Origin of the sequence: Staphylococcus warneri (assembly GCF_900636385.1) — a bacterium.
GTDB lineage: Bacteria > Bacillota > Bacilli > Staphylococcales > Staphylococcaceae > Staphylococcus > Staphylococcus warneri.
The window spans coordinates 1,995,755-2,018,046 of the sequence record NZ_LR134269.1; the positions used below are offsets into that span (position 1 = coordinate 1,995,755).

19 protein-coding genes are annotated in these 22,292 nt (G+C 32.8%); 5 read left to right on the forward strand and 14 right to left on the reverse strand.

Annotated features, from left to right (window positions below):
• Positions 1-220: 220 nt before the first annotated feature.
• Together recQ and EL082_RS09785 are read right to left on the reverse strand one after the other, a co-directional pair.
• The gene (gene recQ, locus EL082_RS09780; protein WP_031463909.1) at positions 221-2,002 is read right to left on the reverse strand and encodes a DNA helicase RecQ; all 1,782 of its coding nucleotides are present in this window, start codon (positions 2,000-2,002) and stop codon (positions 221-223) included.
• A 10-nt stretch (positions 2,003-2,012) separates the two neighbouring features.
• Entirely contained in the window at positions 2,013-3,902 is a 1,890-nt protein-coding gene (locus EL082_RS09785) for an ABC-F family ATP-binding cassette domain-containing protein (RefSeq protein ID WP_171991401.1), read from the reverse strand.
• A 102-nt stretch (positions 3,903-4,004) separates the two neighbouring features.
• On the opposite strand from EL082_RS09785, the gene EL082_RS09790 reads away from it, so the two are divergent.
• Entirely contained in the window at positions 4,005-4,820 is an 816-nt protein-coding gene (locus EL082_RS09790) for a ZIP family metal transporter (RefSeq protein WP_002465827.1), read from the forward strand.
• A gap of 184 nt (positions 4,821-5,004) precedes the next feature.
• Here EL082_RS09790 and ltaS read toward each other — a convergent pair whose 3' ends face one another.
• From ltaS to EL082_RS09825, 7 genes are all read right to left on the reverse strand, one after another.
• Positions 5,005-6,945: a polyglycerol-phosphate lipoteichoic acid synthase LtaS gene (ltaS, locus tag EL082_RS09795; RefSeq protein WP_002465826.1), complete on the reverse strand. Its 1,941-nt coding sequence runs from the start codon at positions 6,943-6,945 to the stop codon at positions 5,005-5,007.
• Between the two features lie 557 nt (positions 6,946-7,502).
• Positions 7,503-8,507: a 5-oxoprolinase subunit C family protein gene (locus tag EL082_RS09800; RefSeq protein WP_002465824.1), complete on the reverse strand. Its 1,005-nt coding sequence runs from the start codon at positions 8,505-8,507 to the stop codon at positions 7,503-7,505.
• A complete protein-coding gene (locus EL082_RS09805; protein ID WP_002465822.1) occupies positions 8,495-9,202 on the reverse strand; it encodes a 5-oxoprolinase subunit B family protein in 708 nt (235 codons plus the stop codon). The genes EL082_RS09800 and EL082_RS09805 overlap by 13 nt, the downstream gene beginning before the upstream one ends.
• A gap of 19 nt (positions 9,203-9,221) precedes the next feature.
• Entirely contained in the window at positions 9,222-9,428 is a 207-nt protein-coding gene (locus EL082_RS09810) for a hypothetical protein (RefSeq protein ID WP_015365292.1), read from the reverse strand.
• Positions 9,429-9,473: 45 nt separating this feature from the next.
• Positions 9,474-10,082 carry an aminotransferase class IV gene (locus EL082_RS09815; protein WP_002466649.1) on the reverse strand — a complete coding sequence of 203 codons (609 nt, stop codon included), beginning with the start codon at positions 10,080-10,082 and terminating at the stop codon, positions 9,474-9,476.
• On the reverse strand, positions 10,082-11,230 hold the full coding sequence (gene pabB, locus EL082_RS09820) for an aminodeoxychorismate synthase component I (RefSeq protein ID WP_002466645.1): 1,149 nt from the start codon (positions 11,228-11,230) through the stop codon (positions 10,082-10,084). The genes EL082_RS09815 and pabB overlap by 1 nt, the downstream gene beginning before the upstream one ends.
• Complete coding sequence (locus EL082_RS09825) at positions 11,214-11,807, reverse strand: anthranilate synthase component II (RefSeq protein ID WP_002466647.1); 594 nt, start codon at positions 11,805-11,807, stop codon at positions 11,214-11,216. Before EL082_RS09825 ends, pabB begins: the two co-directional genes overlap by 17 nt.
• Positions 11,808-12,131: 324 nt before the next feature.
• Between EL082_RS09825 and queC the strand changes: the two genes are divergently transcribed.
• The 4 genes from queC to EL082_RS09845 all read left to right on the forward strand — a co-directional run bounded on the left by queC (position 12,132) and on the right by EL082_RS09845 (position 14,639).
• Positions 12,132-12,803, forward strand: coding sequence for a 7-cyano-7-deazaguanine synthase QueC (gene queC / locus EL082_RS09830; protein WP_015365294.1), 672 nt, complete (start codon positions 12,132-12,134; stop codon positions 12,801-12,803).
• Position 12,804: 1 nt separating this feature from the next.
• Positions 12,805-13,224, forward strand: coding sequence for a 6-carboxytetrahydropterin synthase QueD (queD, locus tag EL082_RS09835; RefSeq protein WP_002466648.1), 420 nt, complete (start codon positions 12,805-12,807; stop codon positions 13,222-13,224).
• Positions 13,224-13,937, forward strand: coding sequence for a 7-carboxy-7-deazaguanine synthase QueE (gene queE / locus EL082_RS09840; protein ID WP_002466643.1), 714 nt, complete (start codon positions 13,224-13,226; stop codon positions 13,935-13,937). The genes queD and queE overlap by 1 nt, the downstream gene beginning before the upstream one ends.
• 102 nt (positions 13,938-14,039) lie before the next feature.
• Complete coding sequence (locus EL082_RS09845) at positions 14,040-14,639, forward strand: hypothetical protein (RefSeq protein ID WP_015365295.1); 600 nt, start codon at positions 14,040-14,042, stop codon at positions 14,637-14,639.
• Between the two features lie 466 nt (positions 14,640-15,105).
• Here the strand turns inward: EL082_RS09845 and EL082_RS09850 are convergent, their stop codons facing one another.
• From EL082_RS09850 to EL082_RS09870, 5 genes are all read right to left on the reverse strand, one after another.
• Complete coding sequence (locus EL082_RS09850) at positions 15,106-16,212, reverse strand: glycosyltransferase family 2 protein (RefSeq protein WP_015365296.1); 1,107 nt, start codon at positions 16,210-16,212, stop codon at positions 15,106-15,108.
• 229 nt (positions 16,213-16,441) lie between these two features.
• Complete coding sequence (locus EL082_RS09855; protein ID WP_002467169.1) at positions 16,442-17,284, reverse strand: aldo/keto reductase; 843 nt, start codon at positions 17,282-17,284, stop codon at positions 16,442-16,444.
• 127 nt (positions 17,285-17,411) lie between these two features.
• The gene (locus EL082_RS09860) at positions 17,412-18,761 is read right to left on the reverse strand and encodes a hemolysin family protein (protein WP_002467170.1); all 1,350 of its coding nucleotides are present in this window, start codon (positions 18,759-18,761) and stop codon (positions 17,412-17,414) included.
• A 249-nt stretch (positions 18,762-19,010) separates the two neighbouring features.
• The gene (gene nagA, locus EL082_RS09865) at positions 19,011-20,180 is read right to left on the reverse strand and encodes an N-acetylglucosamine-6-phosphate deacetylase (protein WP_015365297.1); all 1,170 of its coding nucleotides are present in this window, start codon (positions 20,178-20,180) and stop codon (positions 19,011-19,013) included.
• A gap of 144 nt (positions 20,181-20,324) precedes the next feature.
• Positions 20,325-22,292 (reverse strand): PTS fructose transporter subunit IIABC, encoded by a 1,968-nt coding sequence (locus tag EL082_RS09870; RefSeq protein WP_015365298.1) that lies wholly within the window; start codon positions 22,290-22,292, stop codon positions 20,325-20,327.

Here is a 22,292-nt window from a genome sequence, read left to right on the forward strand (position 1 = left end):
ACTCTAATCAAATAGACATTTTCATCTACTATACCCTGTTTTATGTTCTAATCACAAATCAAATTAAATAAATCTTTGGATTTTTTAATATTTGTTGCAAAGTGTACTTTCTAATTGCTAAATTGATGTCCTTTTTAAAATGAAAAACTCGATGTATGACACATTCATCATGTGACATACATCGAGTTGATATCTCAATTCATTTTATTAATGTTGCTCTTTAAATACTTGTCTTATATGACTGTATTCTTTCTAAGAATTGTGGGCAATAATGTTTTAATTTATAACTTCCCACACCATCAATATTTATCATGTCTTGTTTAGATTCTGGTTTCCGCTTAGCAAATTCTTCTAATGTGTAATCAGAAAAAATACTTACTGGTGCAATACCCAGTTTATCACTCAATTGTTTTCTCACTTTAACCAATTCGCTAAATAAGGCTCTGTCTACACCTTCTACTGTATTGATAAACACTTTTTCTTTTGATTTTTGTTTAAATGGCGTAGTAAATACTTTTGTATCATCATTTAATAATTTTTTCACTGACTTATCACATATAAGTATTTCATCATTTTCATTTAAAAAGCCTTTAAATCTTAACTCATCAATTAAATGACTTAATTCTGAAGTGGTATATGATTTCATAATGCCATGAGTAGTCAATTGGTCGTAATCATTATATTTAATGTAATCTGTTGTTTCACCGCGTAATACTTGAATAATGACGCTATAGCTTTCTTGTTGTCTCATACGTGCGACACAACTAATAATCATCTTAGCTTCTCTCGTCATATCGTAAGTTTTATTCTCTTGTATACAATTACTACACTGTTTACATTCTTCTAATTTTTCATTAGGTTCAAAATAATGGACTATCGTTGCTTCAAGACATTTTTTAGTTTTAGTATATTGGAGCATTTTAGTTAGTTTTTCGCCCATTTTTTCTTTATAATCATCGTCTGCTTGAGATACTGATATAAAATATTCATGAAGTCCTCTATCACGTTCACTGAATAATAAGATACATTCACTTTTCAAGCCATCACGACCTGCACGTCCAGCTTCTTGATAATATGATTCTAAATCACCCGGCATATTGTAATGTATAACAAATCTGACATTGGATTTATCTATTCCCATACCGAAGGCATTCGTCGCAATAACGACATTCACACGATCGTATAGAAAATCGTTTTGAGCAGCTTCTCTTTCCTTATTTGTTAATCCAGCATGATAAATCGTACATTTAACCTTATGACTTTCAAGTACCTCTTGTAGCTCTTCAACTTGTTTACGTGTCGAACAATAAATAATACCCGCTTCTTCATCATGTTCAGTGACATAGTCTACGACAAATTTTTGACGTTGATATGTTGGATTAACTTTAAATATTAAATTTCGACGCTTCGTGCTCGTTTTCACTTCATCGTTGGCCTCAATATTTAACTTGTCCATAATATCTTGTTGTACTTCTGCTGTTGCTGTTGCTGTTAATGCCACAATCGCAAAATCTTGTGGCAGAGTGAAAACTTTTTGAATCACATTTTGATAACTTGGTCTGAAATCATGTCCCCATTTTGAAATACAATGTGCTTCATCAAATGCAACTAATCGTATATTTACTTTTCTTAATTGACTTAAAAAATATTGATTTTCAAAACGTTCAGGTGCTACATATAAGAACTGAATATGGCCGCTAATTAAATCTTGCTCAATCTCTTTTTGTTGTTTTTGAGTTAAGCTACTATTAATAAATGCAGCATTAATCCCCATTGCTTTCAATTGGTCTACTTGGTCTTTCATTAAAGATATTAATGGACTAATAACAATTGTCGTTCCACCTAACATCAATCCAGGTACTTGATAACATATCGATTTACCGCCACCTGTTGGTAACACACCTAGTACATTTCGATGATCTATAATTTTTGAAATGATTTCTTCCTGACCTGGACGAAACGTATCGTAGCCAAAATAATGCGATAAAGTTTCTTGCATGATTAAATTCCCCTTATTGTTCTTTTAATTCTTCGAGTTCACTCCATCTTGTGATGTCAGTATCATATGTTGCCTCAAGTTGTTCTTTTTCTTCATTCAGTGCTTTGATTTTTGCGTAATCTGCACTGGCTTCTACCATTTCTTCGTCAATTTCAACTAATCTTGTTTCAGTTTGATCAATACGTTCAAGAAGCGCTTCATATTCCCGCTTTTCCTTGTATGATAGTCCCGATTTTTTTCGAGATTGTGGTTTATGTTTGGTTTGATTAGCACTCTGTTTATCCATAGCAAATTGTTTGTCTTGAGCTTTTTTATAGGCTTCATAGTCTTCAAATGAGCCAATGATTTTTTCCATTTTGCCATCATGAATATACCAATACTCTTGTGCCACTTTGTTAAGAAAATATCTATCATGGCTAACCGTAATCACTGAACCACCAAATTCATCAATATAATCTTCTAAAATGGTTAGTGTTTCGGTATCTAAGTCATTTGTAGGTTCGTCTAATAATAATACATTCGGCTTATGTACTAATAAGCGTAAAAGATATAGACGCTTTTGTTCGCCACCTGACAATTTATACACTTTTTTACCATGCGTTGAACTTGGAAATAGAAAGCGCTCGAGCAATTGTGTTACAGATACAGAAGTACCATCTTTTTCCATAGCAACTTCACTTTCTTCTCGCAGATAATCAATGACTCGGATATCTCTATCTAATGTTTCTTCAGTTTGTTTAAAGTATGCCACTTTAACGGTCTGCCCTACTTTTAATTGGCCTTCAAACGATTGATCTTCAGATGCTAATATATTTAATAATGTTGTTTTACCCGCTCCATTAGGACCTACTATACCTATTTTTTGACCACTTTGTATAATCTCAGTAATATTTTCAAATAGTACTTTGTCATTGATTGATTTTGATAAATGATCTAATTCGTACACTTGTTTACCTAGTCTTGAGTGAGCTAAATTCAACTGTGCTTTATCTTGTTTCGTTTGTTGTTTAACTTCAGATTCTAAGTCGCTAAAGCGATTAATACGTGCCTGTTGTTTAGTTGTTCTAGCTTTTGCGCCAGCTCTCATCCAAGCTAATTCTTGCTTATATAGTGCCTTTTGCTTTTGTTGTTGCTTCTGTTCGATTTGTTCATTTTCAGCACGCATAGCTATGTAATCTTCATAATTACCAGGATATGTTTTTAACTTACCTCTATCTAATTCAATAATTCTTGAAGATACTTCGTTTAAAAAGTAACGGTCATGTGTTACAAATAAAACAGTATAAGGATATTGCTTTACGTAATTAATTAACCAGTTTATCGACTCAAAATCTAAATGGTTTGTCGGCTCGTCTAACAATAATAAATCGGGTTGTTCTATTAATGTCTTCGCTAAAACAACACGCTTTTGTTGACCACCTGATAATGCCTTCACTAATTTATTTGTATCATTAATGCCTAATTTAGAAAGTATGGTCTTGATTTCGGCATTATAATCCCATGCCTCTTTACGATCCATCATTTCTTGAGCTTCCATCATAATTTGAAATTGCTTGTCGCTTTGATTGATAGCATATTGATTTACAGCTTGTTCATAATCTTTAATCACCTTTAATGTAGGTGTATCAGAACTAAGTACTGCCTCAAACACTGTCATATCTCCATCAAGATCATGTTTCTGCGATGAATAACGTATTCGATAATTATTTGGATGTGTGATATCAGCCGTGAAGTCTTCGTCTATATTACCTATGACTTTCAGCAATGTACTCTTACCTGTACCATTAATCCCTACTAGCCCAATTTTTTCGTGTTCAGATATAGATAAATTTAAGTCATCGAATATCACTTTATCTGCATAGGATTTATTTAAATGTTCAATTTTATATGCTTCCATGCTTATCTTCCTTTTACTATCGAATTTTCTATATAATTTTGTTAAGCTTAAATCAGTTCTATATATTATACACCTTTTTAAGCTTAAATGATACAAGGAGACCTAGTTATGGCAGAATTCTTCGAAAATTTGCCTCCTCATTTTCAAGCTTTAATTGCAGGAATCATTACATGGTTATTAACAGCACTTGGTGCAGCTTCTGTCTTTATTTTTAAATCTGTTAATGATAAAGTGTTGAACTCGATGCAAGGGTTTGCTGCAGGTATTATGATTGCCGCAAGTTTCTGGTCTCTGTTACAACCCTCAATTGAATTTAGTAAAGATTCAGCAATGCCTTGGTTACCAGCTGCGATCGGATTCTTATTTGGTGGTTTCTTTATTCGCGGACTAGATTTTGTTATACCACATATGCACCGAAATGCGAAAGATGAAAATCAACAACAAGAAGGCATTGACACATCTCTAAGTAAAAATGCTTTACTTGTTCTTGCGATTACATTGCATAATATACCAGAAGGTTTATCAATTGGTGTTGCCTTTGGCGGCGTTGTATCAGGCAATGGTACTGCCACATTTTTAGGGGCAATTGGTTTAGCAATCGGTATAGGTATTCAAAACATTCCAGAAGGTGCAGCATTATCTATGCCAATAAAAGCAGCCGGTGCATCTAGTTGGAAAGCTTTTAACTATGGACAGGCTTCAGCTATTGTAGAACCCATATTTGCTATGCTTGGTGCAGGTGCAGTACTAGTTATTACACCGATGTTACCGTACGCGCTTGCCTTTGCTGCAGGTGCAATGATATTTGTAGTAGTAGAAGAGTTGATTCCAGATTCTCAATCAGGTAATAATACAGACTTAGCTACGCTAAGCTTAATGCTTGGTTTTGCTATTATGATGGTATTAGACGTTGCATTAGGTTAATCTAGTATTTTTATTAAGATGTAATTTCCATATAATTTCCTAAAATTAAAGTTTGACTACAAAGGCAGATAGAATAATAAAGAGGAGTGGGCGTTCAATAGAACCCCCACTCCTTTTATATATCGTATTAAAAAGACAAATCAAAACCGAATTGAGCGCTCATGCTCAATTCGGTTTTATTGAATTATTTTTTCTCGTTACCTTTTGGTCCTGTTTTATATTCATACTTCGATGGATCTACTTTTTTGAAATCAGGATTTTTATAGAATCTGAATAAGTCACCGTTAAGTAAACTATCATTCATTTCTAAATCTTTTTCAACTTGTTTTTGATTTTTCTCGAAGTCTTTTGGTTTTTTAGTTAGTAATTCATTATCTTTATTAGAATATAACTTACCGTTAACATATTTGTAGTCTTTAGTGATAAAGTCACCATTTCTAAATGGTACTACATCGTTATGTTGTTTAGAGAATAAATCAGTACCAAACATGATATAGTTTTTAGTATCGATACCAACTAAATGTAAAATCGTTGGCATAACATCCATTTGTCCAGCGTACTCTTTATTTATGCCACCTGATTTGCCTGGTATTTTAATCCAGAAACCAGTACGGTTTAAATCAGTGAATTTCGCTGGCGTGATCTTTTCACCTAATAATTTTTCCATCGCATTATTATGGTTTTCAGAGATACCATAGTGGTCACCATAAATCATGATAACAGAATCATCATATAAACCTTTTTTCTTAAGGTCAGTAACATATTCTTCAAGCGCTTGGTCTAAATAATGTGCTGTTTGAATGTATCCGTCAACTGTAGAGTCACCTGTGTTTGGCTTATCAATTGATGCATCCTTCTCATCTAAAGTGAATGGATAATGGTTAGTCAATGTAATAAGGTGAGAATAGAACGGTTTCTTCATTTTAGCTTGATAGTCCGCTGAATCTTTGAAGAATATTTTATCTTTTAATCCTAAGTTAACTACATTATCATCTGACATATCATAATACGTAGCATCATAGAACTTATCTATACCAAAGTGTTTATAAATTTGGTCTCTGTTCCAGAACGTTTTATAGTCACCATGCATGACATTTGAATTATAACCTTGCTTTTGGTCTAAAATTGCAGGTAGTGATTCATATGTGTTGTCACCTTTTAATGAATATGCAGAACCTTGTGGTAATCCATATATACTGTTATCCATTGTCAATTCGGCATCTGATGTCTTACCTTGACCAGTTTGATGGAAGAAGTTAGGGAAGTAAGTGTAATCTTCTTTACCACTTGATAGTTTGTTCAAGAATGGTGTTACTTCCTTACCATTAACTTTCTTGTTAATTAAGAAAGTTTGGAAACTCTCTAAATGGATTTTAATAATATTTTTCTTCTTAGCCGCACCATAATATTCTGGGTTAGGTTCAGTACGCTTTTGTTTTGTATAATTAAGTACTTTAGTTAAGTCATCTTCTGATGCTAAAGCCTTTTGTTGATTGTTTTCGATCGTTTTTACACCATCATATACTGTAAAGTTAAATGGTCCTAAATATTTAACTAAGTATTTATGGTCGAATGTACGAGTTAATAACTCTGGACGGTCAGTTTCAGCAAAAGCTAAGTTTAAGAAGAATAACGCAACTGATACAGCCATGACGACTGGAACAAATTTCTTACTAAATGCTTTTGTACTTAACCACTGACGTTTAAAGATTAGAATAAACAGGTAGATAATCGTATCGATAAAGTACACAAAGTCGTACCACTTAAATGAAGCACCTAATGCGCCACCCATAGATTCTACATTCCCTGCTTGATTCAAAGTACTAAACGTTAAAAAATCAGAGAAGAATCTGAAGTATACAACGTTGGCATACAGTAAAAATGTTAATAAGAATCCTCCAACAAAAATGAACCAGAAAGCCTTTTTACCTTTGAAGAATAGGAACACACTTAGTACTAGTGCGATTAAACTGTATGGATTCATCAGTAATATTAAGTTTTGTACTAATCCTTTAACACCTAAAGAAAAATCAACATAATATGAAAAATATGTCTTTAGCGTGATCGTAAATACGGTCATCAGGAAAAACGCAAAAAGACTTATCTTCTTTTTGTGAGAACTCATGTTTGTTTCCTCCGTTTATTGTTAATAAACCACAAGAACCTTATCAATAACGAATTAAACGTAATTAGGCAATAGTAATTTGTCTTAAAACAACACCAGTAAGCTTTATTCCTCTTTAACAATAACTACGTTTAACATATAAACGCATTGCTTACTTTACTACGTCGAAATAAAACAAGTTATTTCCATTTTTATTTTAATCCATTCCAATGTTGGTCTGCATGATTTAACACAATATATAATTTTTAAAATTCACTAAACATTTCATTTTGACGTTAAAAATAGCTAGTAGATTGGTCCAATAACTAGCTAATGTATTGTTGATGTTAATTTTTTATTAAGAAAATATGATGAATGTAATCATATTGTAACAAAATACATAGTTCAATATATTAATATAAAGGAAGCAACCTTAAATATCAAGTAAAAACACACTTTTCAACATATAAACTATGATTTAAAGTTATACCTTCTTTAATGTATCTATATATTATATAGACTTATATTGATTAAGCCATCCGTCTTAAGTACGAGCTTCCACCTTGCATTAATAGTGCCTATTTCAACATCTCTAACTGCATACGATACTCAATACCATGGAATAATTGATTTAACCAATTACTATATTTAATTAGATTTTTCTCGGCTGTTTCAATATCTATAAATTGGAATTTTAATTTTGATCCGGTTGGTTTCTGAGCTAACTTTGTTAAATGATAACTTGCTATCGTACCTATCTGAGGATAACTACCTAATGTATAGTGATCATTTAATAAGATGATTGGTGTACCATCTCTTTTAACTTGGATTGTGCCACGTTTAACCGATTGATGTGCAGGCATATCATCATAATACGCTTTCACTTTTTCCCCTTCTAAAACCATTCCCATTCTATTTGCTTTACTGGTTACTTTATAATTGTGTGTTGTAAAACGTTGTAAGACATTTTCTTTAAAGTCTTCTGAACCTTTATTTTTAATGACATGAAAGACGTCAGACATATAATTAAATGATAACGCGTAGCCATCTACACCCCAATCGGTTTGACGAGATTCTGCTAAATTTTCAAATAATTTTTGATGTCGTTCACTATATAGGCGTTTCATTTCTATTTCATCACCATTTTGTAATTGTCGACCTTCAAAGCCACCCAATTTAACATTAAAATCTGTTGATGTAGAACCTAACCATTCTTCTAGATTAAAGCCTCCACCGACAGCTAAATAGACACGTGATGTTCTGTTCGTTTCTTCAAACTTTAACACATCATCTTTTTTCATTAAATATAACTTATATGGAAAGACCTTCATTGTTTGTGTCTCTGCTTTAAAATTACCACCTGCTAATGCGATTAATGTTGGTTCCGTAAAACGAATCGTTGGCATTTTATGGGTCATTTCGAGTGTGGCTTCATTTTTATCATTAGCTACTAATCGATTAGCAATTTCGTGTGACAAACTATCAAGTGCACCACTTGGTATCACACCATTGTGTTCATATCCGTGTCTCCCAAAATCATGAAAACTACTAAACAAACCGCTATTTTCTATTATGATTGACATGTTTTAAAGTCTCCTAAATCCAATTCGTTTTTATCTTTAGCAATAAATTGTACGTTATCGCCTAGTTTTAAGAGTGAAAAATCATCTTTGTTTGGAAAGAAAAGTTGTGTTGGTGTATATCCAATGACCAACCAATCATTATATGTGTCAGTCGTAACGATACCACATTTCTTACCTTCAATGACGACTGAACCTGCCGGAATAAATTTCTTTTCTTTACTTGTATGATTCACAAATAATTTTTTATGCATTCCTGTTAAATATGGAAATCCTGGTGAATATCCCATCATTGATACAAAGTAATCACTTCCTGTATGAAGTGCTTTAAATTGTGATTCATCCATTTTTAAATGTTTTAATAATGATTCTAAGTCCGGCCCATATTCATCTCCATACACAATAGGAATTTGGAATGGTGATTGCGTTTTATTATCATGTTTTATTTCCAACTTAATTGATTCAATGAGCGCTTTCATATATAAGAATGGTGATTGTATATGATGATGTTTAATCATATCTCGTGCATCATAAATAATCATCATGTCCGATTCAGTAGGTACTATTTCTATGATGAACGAGTAATTTTTTTCATTTAAATATGATCGCAAGGCTAATAAATCTTCAGTAAGATCTTTTGATACCTTTTTCTCTATTGATATTACGATGGCTTGGTCTCCTTGACTATATATTTTCATACCTTCACCTCAAAAGTCTTTAATGATGATAAAATACGTTCATACGCTCTATTACAAAAGGCATCAGTGATTTAATCAATAAATATACTAATATAATGGCACATATGGTAGTAACTGTTGCAACGATACGTGCGAATACTTGTGCTCTCTTTTGTAATAATCGATTAACGATAACTTTATTTACAACTGCTACAACAATTAATAATCCTATCCATAATAATGTCATTATCTACTCCATTTGATAATATTTCGCGCTACTTTCATGTTAATTTTATAGGTAAATTGTAACGTCGGCAACCTCTCGCAAACTATTTAATAAAAATACCTCTACTTTATTAGTATTCAATTTCTCTATTAATTCATCAACATAATAGTTTTTTTCTTGCAAACAACCTTCATCTATTAATGATTGCCGCATGCATCCTAATAAAAAATCTTCATTATAATGAGGTGTATAATAATATCCGTTTTCTTTAAACATAACGTTCCCAATATTAAATTCTAAAATCTTGCCATTCTTATCAAATATGAGTGCTAAATCAGTATCTAAATCATAAGATACATGGTCTCTATTCGATGTTTTATTAATTATTGTTAGATGAGATGTATTAGAATGTTCACGTACTAAAGACGCAGTAAAATATGATTTAGATGTTAGTGGTGCTACTAAATAGTCGAAATGGCCTTCTTCTTGTAACATCACTTTCAAACGATAACTACCTTCTTGATATTCAGATTGAATCGAGTGAATAAGACGTTCCCAGTCTAACTCATTAAAAGTCATATTCAATTTGTTACTAGATTGACTTATTCGTTGTTTGTGATAAGCAAGTCGTGCAATATGACCATTCTCTAATTTCATTGTTTCAAATAAGTACATTATAACCTCTCCAGTATCCTCGTCTTATCATAAAATTCTTGGACTTCATTATCTGGGTTAGAGTTAATCGTAATCCCAGCACCAACACCATAAATCGCTTGCTGATGTCGATACTCAATCGTACGTATAGGTATATTAAATATCATCTTACCGTTAGGCACTAATAATCCAATCGTTCCACAATATATGTATCTTGGAACTTGTTCTAAAGAATGAATTAATTTCATAGTATTTATCTTTGGTGCACCAGTAATAGAACCACACGGGAAAATAGCACTTAAAATCATTTCAAGGGTCACTTCTGACGGTAATTTCCCTGTGACCATACTCGTCATTTGATGAACCGTATGATACGTTTCTATAAAAAATAATTTATAAACAATAATACTCCCTGTCATTGCTATTCTAGAAATATCATTACGCAATAAATCTACAATCATTACATTTTCAGCTTTATCTTTCTCAGACTGTTGAAGCTGATGGTAGTTTTGTAGATCTTCTTCGTTCGTTTCACCTCTCGGCATTGTACCCTTCATTGGCTTACTAACTAATACGTTCGTTTCACCATTAAATATTCCTTTCTGAAAAAATAATTCAGGAGAAATAGATGCAACTTTGACCTCATCTGTATCTAATAAGGCCGTGTAATTACCATTCGCTACAGTAGTTAATTGTCGATATAACTGATGAATGGGAAAATAGATGTTATCAGTTAATCGGGTAGTATAGTTCACTTGATAGGTGTCTCCTTCGACAATTGCATGTTGAATGCTTTTGATTTTTTCTTTCATTTGTTGATTGGATTCTATAAATTTAAAATGATGTTTCGAATTATATGATACATCATTCAATTTTGTAGATTCATTTATGTGATTGGCAACTTTAAAGCTATATGCAATTGCTAAGACACCACCTTCTTCTACATGGCACACATCCATTTGTGGGTTGAAATAACGAGCCGCTTCATATGTTACATATAACGCGACATAACGACCTTGTTGTTGTTGTAATTCTGCAAAACGTATCACATGCCCCACTTCATCCATATGTTTAGCTATCTTTTTTTCAATCAATTGATCTAATTCAAGATGATAGATTTCGAATTGATTGTCGTCTAAGTAATAGCGATAGTTAAATTTGATAGTCACTATTTTCACCTACAATATCTATAAAGTTTTGAATCTGGTTTTGGCCTTGTTCGCTTAAAATGGATTCTGGGTGATACTGTAATCCGTATATAGGATATTTATCGTGCTGTAATCCCATAATGACATCATCTTCTCCCTTAGCCGTAATATTCAATTCGCTTGGAATGCTATTTTCATCTACTTGTAAAGAATGATATAACATTACATTAAATTTCTCTGGCAGTCCTTGAAACATCCCTTCACCATAGTGGCTTAATAATGTCGTATGACCATGTATTGGTCTATCTCTATGTATAATTATTCCTCCAAAATATTGGCAAATCATTTGAAATCCTAAACAGACCCCCAAAATAGGTATGTGCTGATAAAAGTCATCCATCACTTTAAATAAAATAGGATAATCACTAGGTCGCCCAGGACCCGGCGAAATAACGATAGCTTTAGGCTTTAGCGCCTTTAATTCCTCGATATTAATCTCCTCTACATCAATGACGTTTACCATATCTCGTGTAGCCATTTTAAAATAATTAATTAAATTATAAGTAAATGAATCTTTATTATCTATCACTACTATCATGATTACGCTCCATTACATTAATATTCGTTATTCGATATGTCCTTAACACTATTATCACAAAAATTTACTTGATTTTACATATGAATTGGTTTATTCTATGTTGCGTACAAAATATATATTTATCAGAGGTTCCTAGCCGAAACCCTCTATAAAAAACTAGACACTGAATTCAATTTCTGTTTGTAAATAGACATATCATTTTAATACGTTCTTTAAAATTATATGTGTATTTACAATCTGTCGTCTATCTTTTTTATAGAGATAGGCTTTTTTTATGCCTTAATTTTCTGTTTTAGTGACTCATGATATATAGGAGGAAAAATCATGGTACAACACACTCTAGATCAAAACAAAGCCATAGTCGTCTTTAGCGGAGGCCAAGACAGTACAACATGTTTGTTTTATGCTAAAAAGCATTTTAAAGATGTTATTCTCGTTACCTTTAATTATGGACAAAGACATGATGCTGAAATTGAAGTAGCTAAAAAAATTGCTCAAGAACAAAACGTTGAACATCACATATTAGATATGTCGTTGTTATCGCAACTGACACCTAATGCATTAACACAACATGATCTAAAAATTGAAGATACAGAAGATGGTATTCCAAATACATTCGTACCTGCACGTAATCTACTGTTCTTATCATTCGCTGGTGCATTAGCTTATCAAATTAAAGCTAAACATATCATTACCGGGGTTTGTGAAACTGACTTCTCAGGTTATCCAGACTGTCGTGATAGTTTCATTAAATCAATGAATGTAACATTAAACTTGTCTATGGACAGAGATTTTGTGATTCACACGCCATTAATGTGGTTAGATAAAGCACAAACATGGGAACTAGCTGATAATCTTGGGGTATTAAACTATATTCGTGAAAATACGCTAACTTGTTATAACGGTATTATTGGAGATGGTTGTGGTGAATGCCCTGCTTGCCAATTAAGATCGCGCGGACTCGACCAATATCTTGCGAAGAAAGGAGTACAATAAGATGATTCAACAAATCTATCCTACTGTCAATCATCCCTATCAATTCGAACTTAATAAAGACTTTAACTTTTCAGCAGCACATTATATCCCAAGTGAAGACGCTGGAAAATGTATGCGTACTCACGGACACACTTATTTCGTAAATATTACCATAGCTGGAGATGAATTAGATCACAATGGTTTTTTAGTAAATTTTAGTGATTTAAAAAAACTCATTCATGACCAATTTGATCATTATTTATTAAATGACTTAGTTCAATTCAAAGGTAAAAGTCCTTCTACAGAAATTGTTGCTCAAACTATTTATCAAATGGTGCAATCATATCTTAAAGATCAAAAGAATCAACCAAAATGTGTCCAAGTTTATTTACGTGAAACACCTACAAGCTATGTCGTATATCGTCCTAAGGGTGATCAATAATGGCTAAAATACCTGTATTAGAAGTATTTGGTCCAACGATTCAAGGCGAAGGACGCGTCATTGGTAGAAAAACAATGTTTGTTAGAACTGCAGGTTGTGATTATCGCTGTAGTTGGTGTGATTCTGCCTTTACATGGGATGGTAGTGCTAAAGAAGATATTCAATTAATGTCTGCAGAAGAAATCTATAACAAATTGCGTGAAGTAGGTGGTGACAATTTTAATCACGTCACAATTTCTGGTGGAAACCCAGCACTTATTAAAGGTATCCAAGATTTAGTAGATTTATTTGAAGAACATCATATTCAAACTGCCCTTGAAACACAAGGTAGTAAATTCCAACCATGGATGACTCAAATCGATGACTTAACAATTAGTCCTAAACCGCCAAGCTCAAATATGAAACCTAATTTGGATATTTTAGATAGTGTTATTGAACAGTGTGTACCTGAATCACTTAATTTAAAAGTCGTCATTTTTGATGAGGATGACTTCGAATTTGCTAAAATGATTCATCATCGTTATCCATCTATACCATTTTATTTACAAGTGGGTAATCCTTATTTAGATGAAGAGGTCGACAACCATACTTCTAAACTATTACAACGTTATGAACAATTAGTCGAACGTGTTATGACTAGTAGCGATATGAATAATGTATATGTATTGCCACAATTACACACATTGTTATGGAGTAATATGAAGGGTGTTTAAACTCATTTAATATAACTTTAACAATTTCGAGTGTTATATAATGATTAAGTTTATGTTAATTGATATAATAATTGAATGAAGTATTACGGATAGGAGTACACCATGATTCTATATATATTAATTAATATTGCCGTAGTATTGCTCATTGTAGGAATAGATTTATATTTGCACCAATTTAAACAACTTCGATTTAGTTCAATACTAATAGCTATTTCATTAAATGCTATTATCGATTTAATTGTAGTCGCAAAATATAATTTCATTTCAATCTATACGATGATTTTATTTATTGTATGGGCATTATTACAACTCTATTTAAATAAAAAAATTAACCCTTTCATGATAAAAGACCAAAAGTTCATTGCAGTGATATTTGCCATTGTCATCAGTTTAACGCAGTTTATAACTGATATTTCCAGTGAACAATCTGTCTATATGTCGTTACCATACTTAGCTCCAGCTATTTTCATTATCGGTGCAGTATTATTATTTGTAGGTACATTTAATGTATCGGAGCTTGATCATCTACCTATTTTAAAAACAATCAAGCATCCTATGCTAATTGGTACGATATTAATTATCATCGCATTTATAGCTATGATGATACTCACACCTTTTTGGTATGTATTTACTATCATCTATGTACTATTCATATTATTTATCATATGGCAACGTATATTTAAGGGAGTGGGACAGAAATAATAAAGAACCACTAATCATTGAATATGAAGTGGTTCTTACGCATTAGCCACAGCTAATGTGTACTTTAAAATAGGAATACATGAGTGAAACTCATGCATAAGAAATACTAATTTCTAAAGAAAAAGTATTTCTTTATCGTTGTCCCACCCCGGCAAAGTTGACTAGAAATGAAAAAGCTTGGTACATTAGACCGTCTTTGTAATTCATTACTTAGACGGTTTTATGCATGAACTTTTAAGTTCATGTATACCTCTTAAACTTAATCTGAACACATGAGTTAATACTCATGTGTAAGTCATTCTAATTTCTTTAAGAAAAAGAATGACTTTACAGTCAACTACTGCCTAAATATGAATGTAACTTGAAATATATATTTATGTCCCAGCCTGTTTTTTTCGTTGTCGGTAAATCAAATTATAAAAAGCTTACAGCTCATGGACTGATCCATAGCCTGTAAGCTTTTTGTTTAATGAACATGTTCTTTATATTCATCATTATTTTGTGTTGCTTGATATGTCGGTTGATGTCTATGTGCATCAAATCTTCTAATTTGATGATAGTGTTCAGATTGATTTTTTCTAGATTGTGCCTTGTCTGAGTCTTTTGACTCCTGTGATATTTCAGATGTTTGTTCGGGTTCAATATTTGTGGCCTGAACAATATATTTAGGACGCTTTTTCACTTCATAATAGATACGACCAATATACTCACCAATGACTCCTATGGACATTAACTGAATACCACCTAAAAGTGTAATCGCAGCTATTGTTGTGAAGTAACCAGGAATGTTCACACCTGAGATCATGATATTAATTAAAAGATATACGAGATATAGTACACTGAGCGAAAATGTAAACATACCTAGATAAATCATCATTCTTAATGGTTTATTATTAAACGAAATTAAGCCATCAATACCATAATTTAATAATTTGGCAAATGACCATTTCGATTCTCCTGCTTCACGTTCTACATTTTCATAGGTGAATACTTTCGTATTATAACCTATCCATTCAAATAATCCTTTTGAAAATCGGTTATATTCATCCATAGATGTCAGTGCTTGTACGGCACGCTTGCTTAGTAATCTAAAGTCACCTACGCCATCTTCAAATTGTACATCTTCCACAAAGGCATTAATCAATTTATAATAAGCACGTGTCATCGATTTTCTAGCGACATTTTCTCCTTTACGATCACGTTTTGCTATCACTTGATCATAACCTTCATTATATCCTTCAACCATTTGCGGAATAAATTCTGGCGGATGTTGTAAATCAGCATCTATCATAACTACAGCGTCACAATGTTCACTATGTTGATAGCCTGCCACCATAGCAGCCTCTTTACCAAAATTTCTACTAAATGAGATGTATTTGACGTGGTGGTCAGCTAATGCTAAATTTTGTAGATGATCAATAGTTGAATCTTTACTGCCATCATCTATGAATAGTAAATCGTATTCATATTGTTTATTGATGCTATCTTGCTTTAATATCTCAGTCAGCTTTTCATATGTTTTTAATACGACTTCCCCTTCATTATAACAAGGAATGATGACTCTTATATTCATTCAATGATATCCTTTTCTAGTAATTGGTTTAATATTATTTTATCAATTACTTAATAGTGTATTCTACTTAGAGCCTTTGTATTTACAAAATCTTAATATTACATTAATGTTTATCACAATATTTATTGAAAATCACTACTTTTGTAAATTTAAATGAACTCAAAAATAAGATTAATGGACTTTTTCACTCATACAATGATTAGTATTGTGTCGCATTACTTCAACTCATTTATTTCAAATCGCCTATCGCTACTTCATCTGGATCTTTACCTTGTCTATCATTTCGATTTAAACTGTCAATTTGTGCTACATCTGTAAGTTCAAGATTGAAATCTAAAATATTATAGTTTTCGTGAATTCGACTAGGTGTTTTAGATTTAGGAATAATAATACGATTATGTGCTAAATGCCAACGTAAAACAATTTGTGCTGCCGTTTTATGATATCGTTTAGCCATGTCCGTAATAACTGGGTCATCTAATAACCCTTTATTTCTCATTAATGGCATCCATGCAGTGACTTTAATATCATGATGATCACAATAATCTTGTAATTCTTGTTGATTAAAGTATGGATGTAACTCTATTTGATTAATTTGAGGAACTATTTCTGTTTCTTGCATTAGTTTCTCTAGATGATGTTGTTTAAAATTACAAACGCCTATGGCTTTGACTTTACCTTCATGATAAAGCGTTTCTAATGCCTTATAACTTTCGATAAATAAGCCATTTTCTTCACAAGGCCAATGAATTAAAAACAAGTCTAGGTACTCAAGACCTAAATTTTCTAAAGATTGATTGAAATATTGAATTGTACTGTCATATCCTTGATAATCATTCCATAATTTAGATGTAATAAATAAATCTTCTCTATCAACGTTTGTTTGCTTTAACGCTTGCCCTAAGGACTGTTCGTTACCATAGAAATATGCCGTATCAAATGCACGATAACCTGCTTCAATAGCGGTATTAATCACTTCATTCATTTCATCATCTGTTATTTTATAAACACCTAAGCCAATCGATGGCATAGGATAACCATTATTTAAATATTGTGTATCATTAATATTCATTCTTACCACTCTCTTTCATATGTCTTCGTTGTTGAAATACGTAAGCAAATGTGTACCATACTATAATACACGTAATTAAAGACGCTTAAACATTATAGCTTAAGCGTCTTTTCATCATATATCATTGTTAATCCGTTTGTTCCTCATCTGAATTAACTTCATATGTTGGGCGTTCTTGGTTAAATTCATAATTTAAAGTTACCCAAATAATTTGGTGATTTTCAATTTCTGATATGATCCAACGATCGTAATCTGTATCTACAAAATCGTCTTTCTGAAGATTTGTATTTTCAGATTGTAACCATCCACCGATTGTATCAATATCTTCTGAGTCTTCGAATTCAATACCAAATTGTTCATTTAAGTCGTCTAATAACACTCGACCATTAATTTGATATTTGTTGTCCTCTAATTTAACGATGTCGTTCACTTCGTCATCGTCAAATTCATCTCTGATTTCACCGACAATTTCTTCTAAAATATCTTCCATTGTTAAAATACCTGCTGTACCACCATATTCATCAATAATCAAACTGATATGAACATGTTCACGTTGCATTCTAACAAGGGCATCACTAATACGTGTTGTCTCTGAAATCATCGGTAGCTCATGTATATAGTTAGCAATTTTGATTGTTTTACCAGATGCATACTCAGTTAAGAATTCTTTAACATTTATAAATCCTTTAACGTGGTCCTTATCACCATCTTCAGTGATAGGATATCGAGTGAATTGGTATTCTTTAATCGTTTCTAATAGTTCATCAACATTAAAAGGCTCGTTCAACGTAATCATTTGAGTTCGGGGAACCATAATATCTTTAGCTTGTCTTTCATCAAAAGAAAAGATATTTTGCATATATGCAAGCTCAGTTTGGTTGATTTCGCCACCATTATAACTATTATTAATAATGATTTTGATTTCTTCTTCTGACATTGCATCCGATTGTGCATCTGGATCTACACCAAACACTCTAAGAATTACACGAGCCGAACCGTTCATTAACCAAATTAAAGGTTTCATGACATTACCAAAGTAATATAACGGTCTAGCATATAGTAACGCCATTTTCTCTGTATGTTGAATAGCGAATGATTTAGGTGCAAGTTCACCTAATACGACATGTAAATAGGTTACTACAATAAACGCAATGACAAATGAAACTGTTGTTGTTAATGCACTTGGTAAATGCATTAGTTCGAATAATGGATGTAGTAATTTATCAAATGTCGGTTCACCTAACCAACCTAAACCTAATGAAGTTACTGTTATACCAAGTTGGCATGCAGATAAGTAGTAATCAAGGTTAGCAATCATTTTCTTAACGATTTTAGCACCACTGTTACCTTCATCTGCTAATTGTTCGATACGCGTAGATCTTACTTTGACAAGCGCAAATTCAGATCCGACAAATACTGTTGTTAATGCAATTAAAAGAAAAAATACAATTAAACTAATTATGGTCGAAGTTTCCAATTAATTCCCTATTTCTAGGGATTCACCTCCATATTATCTGTGTCACACATGGTTAACACGTAATTAAAATTTTCGAATTGGCTTAAATGATATTTACATGCTAAGACCTTCCCATTGCGACACCCCCTAAAAAAATGTAATTGATTTTATTCTATCATAAAAATATTTCATTTGGTTGATTTATGTTTATAGAATTACAACATAACATTTAAAACTAATACCCCGATTTAGTCAAGTTATTCCTCAAATCTAAAATGTATGAATATAACCATTCTTAATCGTCATAAGGACTGAAATCGTATCATCAACAATCACAATATCAGCATCTTTCCCTACCTTAATACTACCTTTTGTTTGATCGATACCTAACGCTATCGCTTGGTTCCAACTTGTCACACGCCACAAGTCTTTAATTGAAGCACCTGTATAAGTGATTAAATGACGCAAACCATCATTCATTTTTAAGATACTACCAGCTAATGCACCTGAATCTAATCGTGCTTCTTCATTCTTCACAATAACGTTTTGTCCACCTAGATCATATTCACCTTCTGGCATCCCTTTTGCACGCATCGCATCTGTAATGAGATACATATGTTCATTGCCTTTATTTTGGTAAGCCATTGCTACGGCCGCTGGATGTGAATGCACACCATCAACTATAATTTCTGTATTTAGGTTTTGATTTAACCATGCCGCTCCAAAAACACCGGGTTCTCGATGTCCAAAGCCTGTTGCTGCATTATATAAGTGTGTAATATGTTTAGCACCATTATCAACAGCTTCATTTGCTTCATCATATGTAGCTACTGTATGTCCCATTGAAAATATGATGTCGTTATTTAAAGCTTTTAATGTATCAGTTGCACCATCAACTTCAGGTGCAAAAGTAATAATTTTAATCAATTGATTGGCAGTCTTTTGAAATGTCTTAATCTTTTCAATAGACGGTCTTTGAACATATTTAGGATGTTGCGCGCCTACCTTATGTTCTGAAATAAATGGACCTTCGAGATGAATACCTACAATTTCTGCAGCATCATGCCTATTTTGAATTTGATAATAATTTGCAATATTTTGGAGTGCTCGATGAATACTATCATCTGATTGTGTCATCGTTGTTGCTAAAAATGATGTTGTTCCTTCAGATAATAGTTGTTCAGATAAATGTTTAAGACCATCCATTGAGGCATCCATCGCATCTTCGCCGTAACCACCGTGGATATGTATATCTATAAATCCTGGAATAACATGATGACCTTGTGCATCTACCGTAGGATACGATTTACTTAAAGTGTTCAATCTATCTTTATCAGAACCTATTTCCATTATTTTGCTATCTTTAATATGTATAAAACCATGTTCTATTTTTTGACTTTCTGTATAAATCTGACCGTTTATAAGTAAATATTCTTTCAATATCAATACCTTCTTTTCTAATACTAATGATTCGATTGTTATTTTACTACAACCTTTCATTTTATTCATATCATACAATTCAATATTTAATTTCGTAAAAATAAAAATACCCTTGTCGGTTAAACGACAAGGGCTAAAAGTCTATTATTCATCCATTGCTTTAGATGCTTCAATTTCATTTTCAGTTAATTTTGGTTTTAAGAAACCATATATTAAGGCAGAAACTAAAGTACCTACAACTAAAGCTAATAATGTTTGTAAAATATGGCTAAAGTCAGTTGTTGCGATAACAAAGATACCACCGTGTGGCGCATTGATTCTTGAACCTAATGCTAATGCAATCGCACCACCAACACCTGAACCAATCATCATTGATGGAATCACACGAATTGGGTCAGCTGCTGCAAACGGAATCGCACCTTCAGTAATGAATGATGCACCCATCACATAGTTAGGTACAATTGAACCTCTTTGTTCTTTTGTGAATTTCTTTCTGAAGATAAGCATTGCTGTTGCAATTGCTAATGGTGGAATCATACCTCCAACCATTGCAGCAGTGATTGGCGCTGCATTACCTTCTGTAAGTGCTGCTGTTGCGAAAACGTAAGCAGCTTTGTTAAATGGTCCACCCATATCGATTGCCATCATCGCACCAATAACTAAACCAAGTAACATAATATTTGAACCTGAAAGTCCATTTAATCCATTTAACAATAGGTGATTTAACCATGAAGCAGGTGGGTTAAATACGTAAATCATTAATAAACCAGTAATTGCTACTGATAATAATGGATAGATTAATGTTGGTTTTAAACCTTCTAATGACTGAGGTAACTTACGTGTCATATATTTAATACCTTGTGTTAAATAACCAGCTAAGAAACCAGCAATGATACCGCCAATAAATCCTGAGTCACCTGAAATGGCTAACATACCGCCAACTAAACCGGCTGCAAATCCTGGTTTATCTGCAATACTACGAGCAATGAAACCTGCTAATACTGGAATGATTAATGCAAAGGCACTGTTTTTACCAATATTCCATAGTTGCTCTGCGAAAGCATTGTGTTCAGCACTCTTAGGATCAAATGAATTGGGTCCTATAATGAACACGATTGCCATTAAGATACCACCAGCAATAACAAGTGGTAACATATTAGAAACACCATTCATTAAGTGTTTATAAAATGCTTTTCCTGGACTTAATTTCTCTTCATTCTCTTCCTTATTACTACCTGATCGATCGCCTCTAGCGACAAATGGTCTACGACTTGTATCTAACGCAGTATTAATTAATTCTTCTGGTCGTTTAATACCATCAGCTACTGGTACTTCGACAACATTCTTACCATCAAAACGATCTGTCTCAACATGCACATCTGCTGCAACAATAATACCAGATGCTTTTTCAATATCATGTTCTGTTAAATGGTTTTTAATCCCACTTGAACCGTTTGTTTCTACTTTGATTTTGACACCCATTTTTTCAGCTTGCTTTTTCAAAGCGTCGCGTGCCATATACGTATGTGCGATACCTGTAGGACAAGCTGTGACAGCTAAAACGTACGGTTCGTTATCTTCTGCGCTTGCACCTGTTGAAGCAGCTGCTGCATCCGCTTCATTTTGTTGTGCTTCTGCTTCTTCTTCTTTTGTTGCTTCATCATCTGCCGCATCAATAATTTGTAATACTTCTTCTGGTGATGATGCATTTATTAATTTTTCACGTACATTTTCATCCATTAAAATGCCTGATAACTTTGCTAATGCATCTAAATGCGTTTGAGCGCCACCTTCTGGTGCAGCAATCATAAAGAATAAATGTGCTGGTTGCATATCTAAACTTTGATAATCTACTCCAGCTTTTGATTTACCAAATGCAATCGCTGGAGATTTAACAGCACTCACTTTTGCATGTGGAATCGCAATACCTTCACCGATACCTGTTGTACTTTGTGATTCTCGGTTATGAATTGCTTCTTTAAACGATGGTACATCACTTAATTTACCTGCTTTGTCAAGTTGATGCACTAACTCATCGATAACACCATTTTTGTCTGATGAAGATAAATCCATTGCTATCGTATCTTTGGTTAATAATTCTGTTATTCTCAT

Bases quoted from the DNA above. Each gene is read 5' to 3' on its own strand.
- EL082_RS09870 (WP_015365298.1), bottom strand. From the start codon at position 22,292: ATGAGAATAACAGAATTATTAACCAAAGATACGATAGCAATGGATTTA.
- ltaS (WP_002465826.1), bottom strand. From the start codon at position 6,945: ATGAGTTCTCACAAAAAGAAGATAAGTCTTTTTGCGTTTTTCCTGATG.
- EL082_RS09855 (WP_002467169.1), bottom strand. From the start codon at position 17,284: ATGAATATTAATGATACACAATATTTAAATAATGGTTATCCTATGCCA.
- EL082_RS09825 (WP_002466647.1), bottom strand. From the start codon at position 11,807: ATGATAGTAGTGATAGATAATAAAGATTCATTTACTTATAATTTAATT.
- queC (WP_015365294.1), top strand. From the start codon at position 12,132: ATGGTACAACACACTCTAGATCAAAACAAAGCCATAGTCGTCTTTAGC.
- EL082_RS09810 (WP_015365292.1), bottom strand. From the start codon at position 9,428: ATGACATTATTATGGATAGGATTATTAATTGTTGTAGCAGTTGTAAAT.
- EL082_RS09790 (WP_002465827.1), top strand. From the start codon at position 4,005: ATGGCAGAATTCTTCGAAAATTTGCCTCCTCATTTTCAAGCTTTAATT.
- queE (WP_002466643.1), top strand. From the start codon at position 13,224: ATGGCTAAAATACCTGTATTAGAAGTATTTGGTCCAACGATTCAAGGC.
- EL082_RS09800 (WP_002465824.1), bottom strand. From the start codon at position 8,507: ATGTCAATCATAATAGAAAATAGCGGTTTGTTTAGTAGTTTTCATGAT.
- queD (WP_002466648.1), top strand. From the start codon at position 12,805: ATGATTCAACAAATCTATCCTACTGTCAATCATCCCTATCAATTCGAA.
- EL082_RS09815 (WP_002466649.1), bottom strand. From the start codon at position 10,082: ATGTACTTATTTGAAACAATGAAATTAGAGAATGGTCATATTGCACGA.
- EL082_RS09850 (WP_015365296.1), bottom strand. From the start codon at position 16,212: ATGAATATAAGAGTCATCATTCCTTGTTATAATGAAGGGGAAGTCGTA.
- EL082_RS09845 (WP_015365295.1), top strand. From the start codon at position 14,040: ATGATTCTATATATATTAATTAATATTGCCGTAGTATTGCTCATTGTA.
- EL082_RS09805 (WP_002465822.1), bottom strand. From the start codon at position 9,202: ATGAAAATATATAGTCAAGGAGACCAAGCCATCGTAATATCAATAGAG.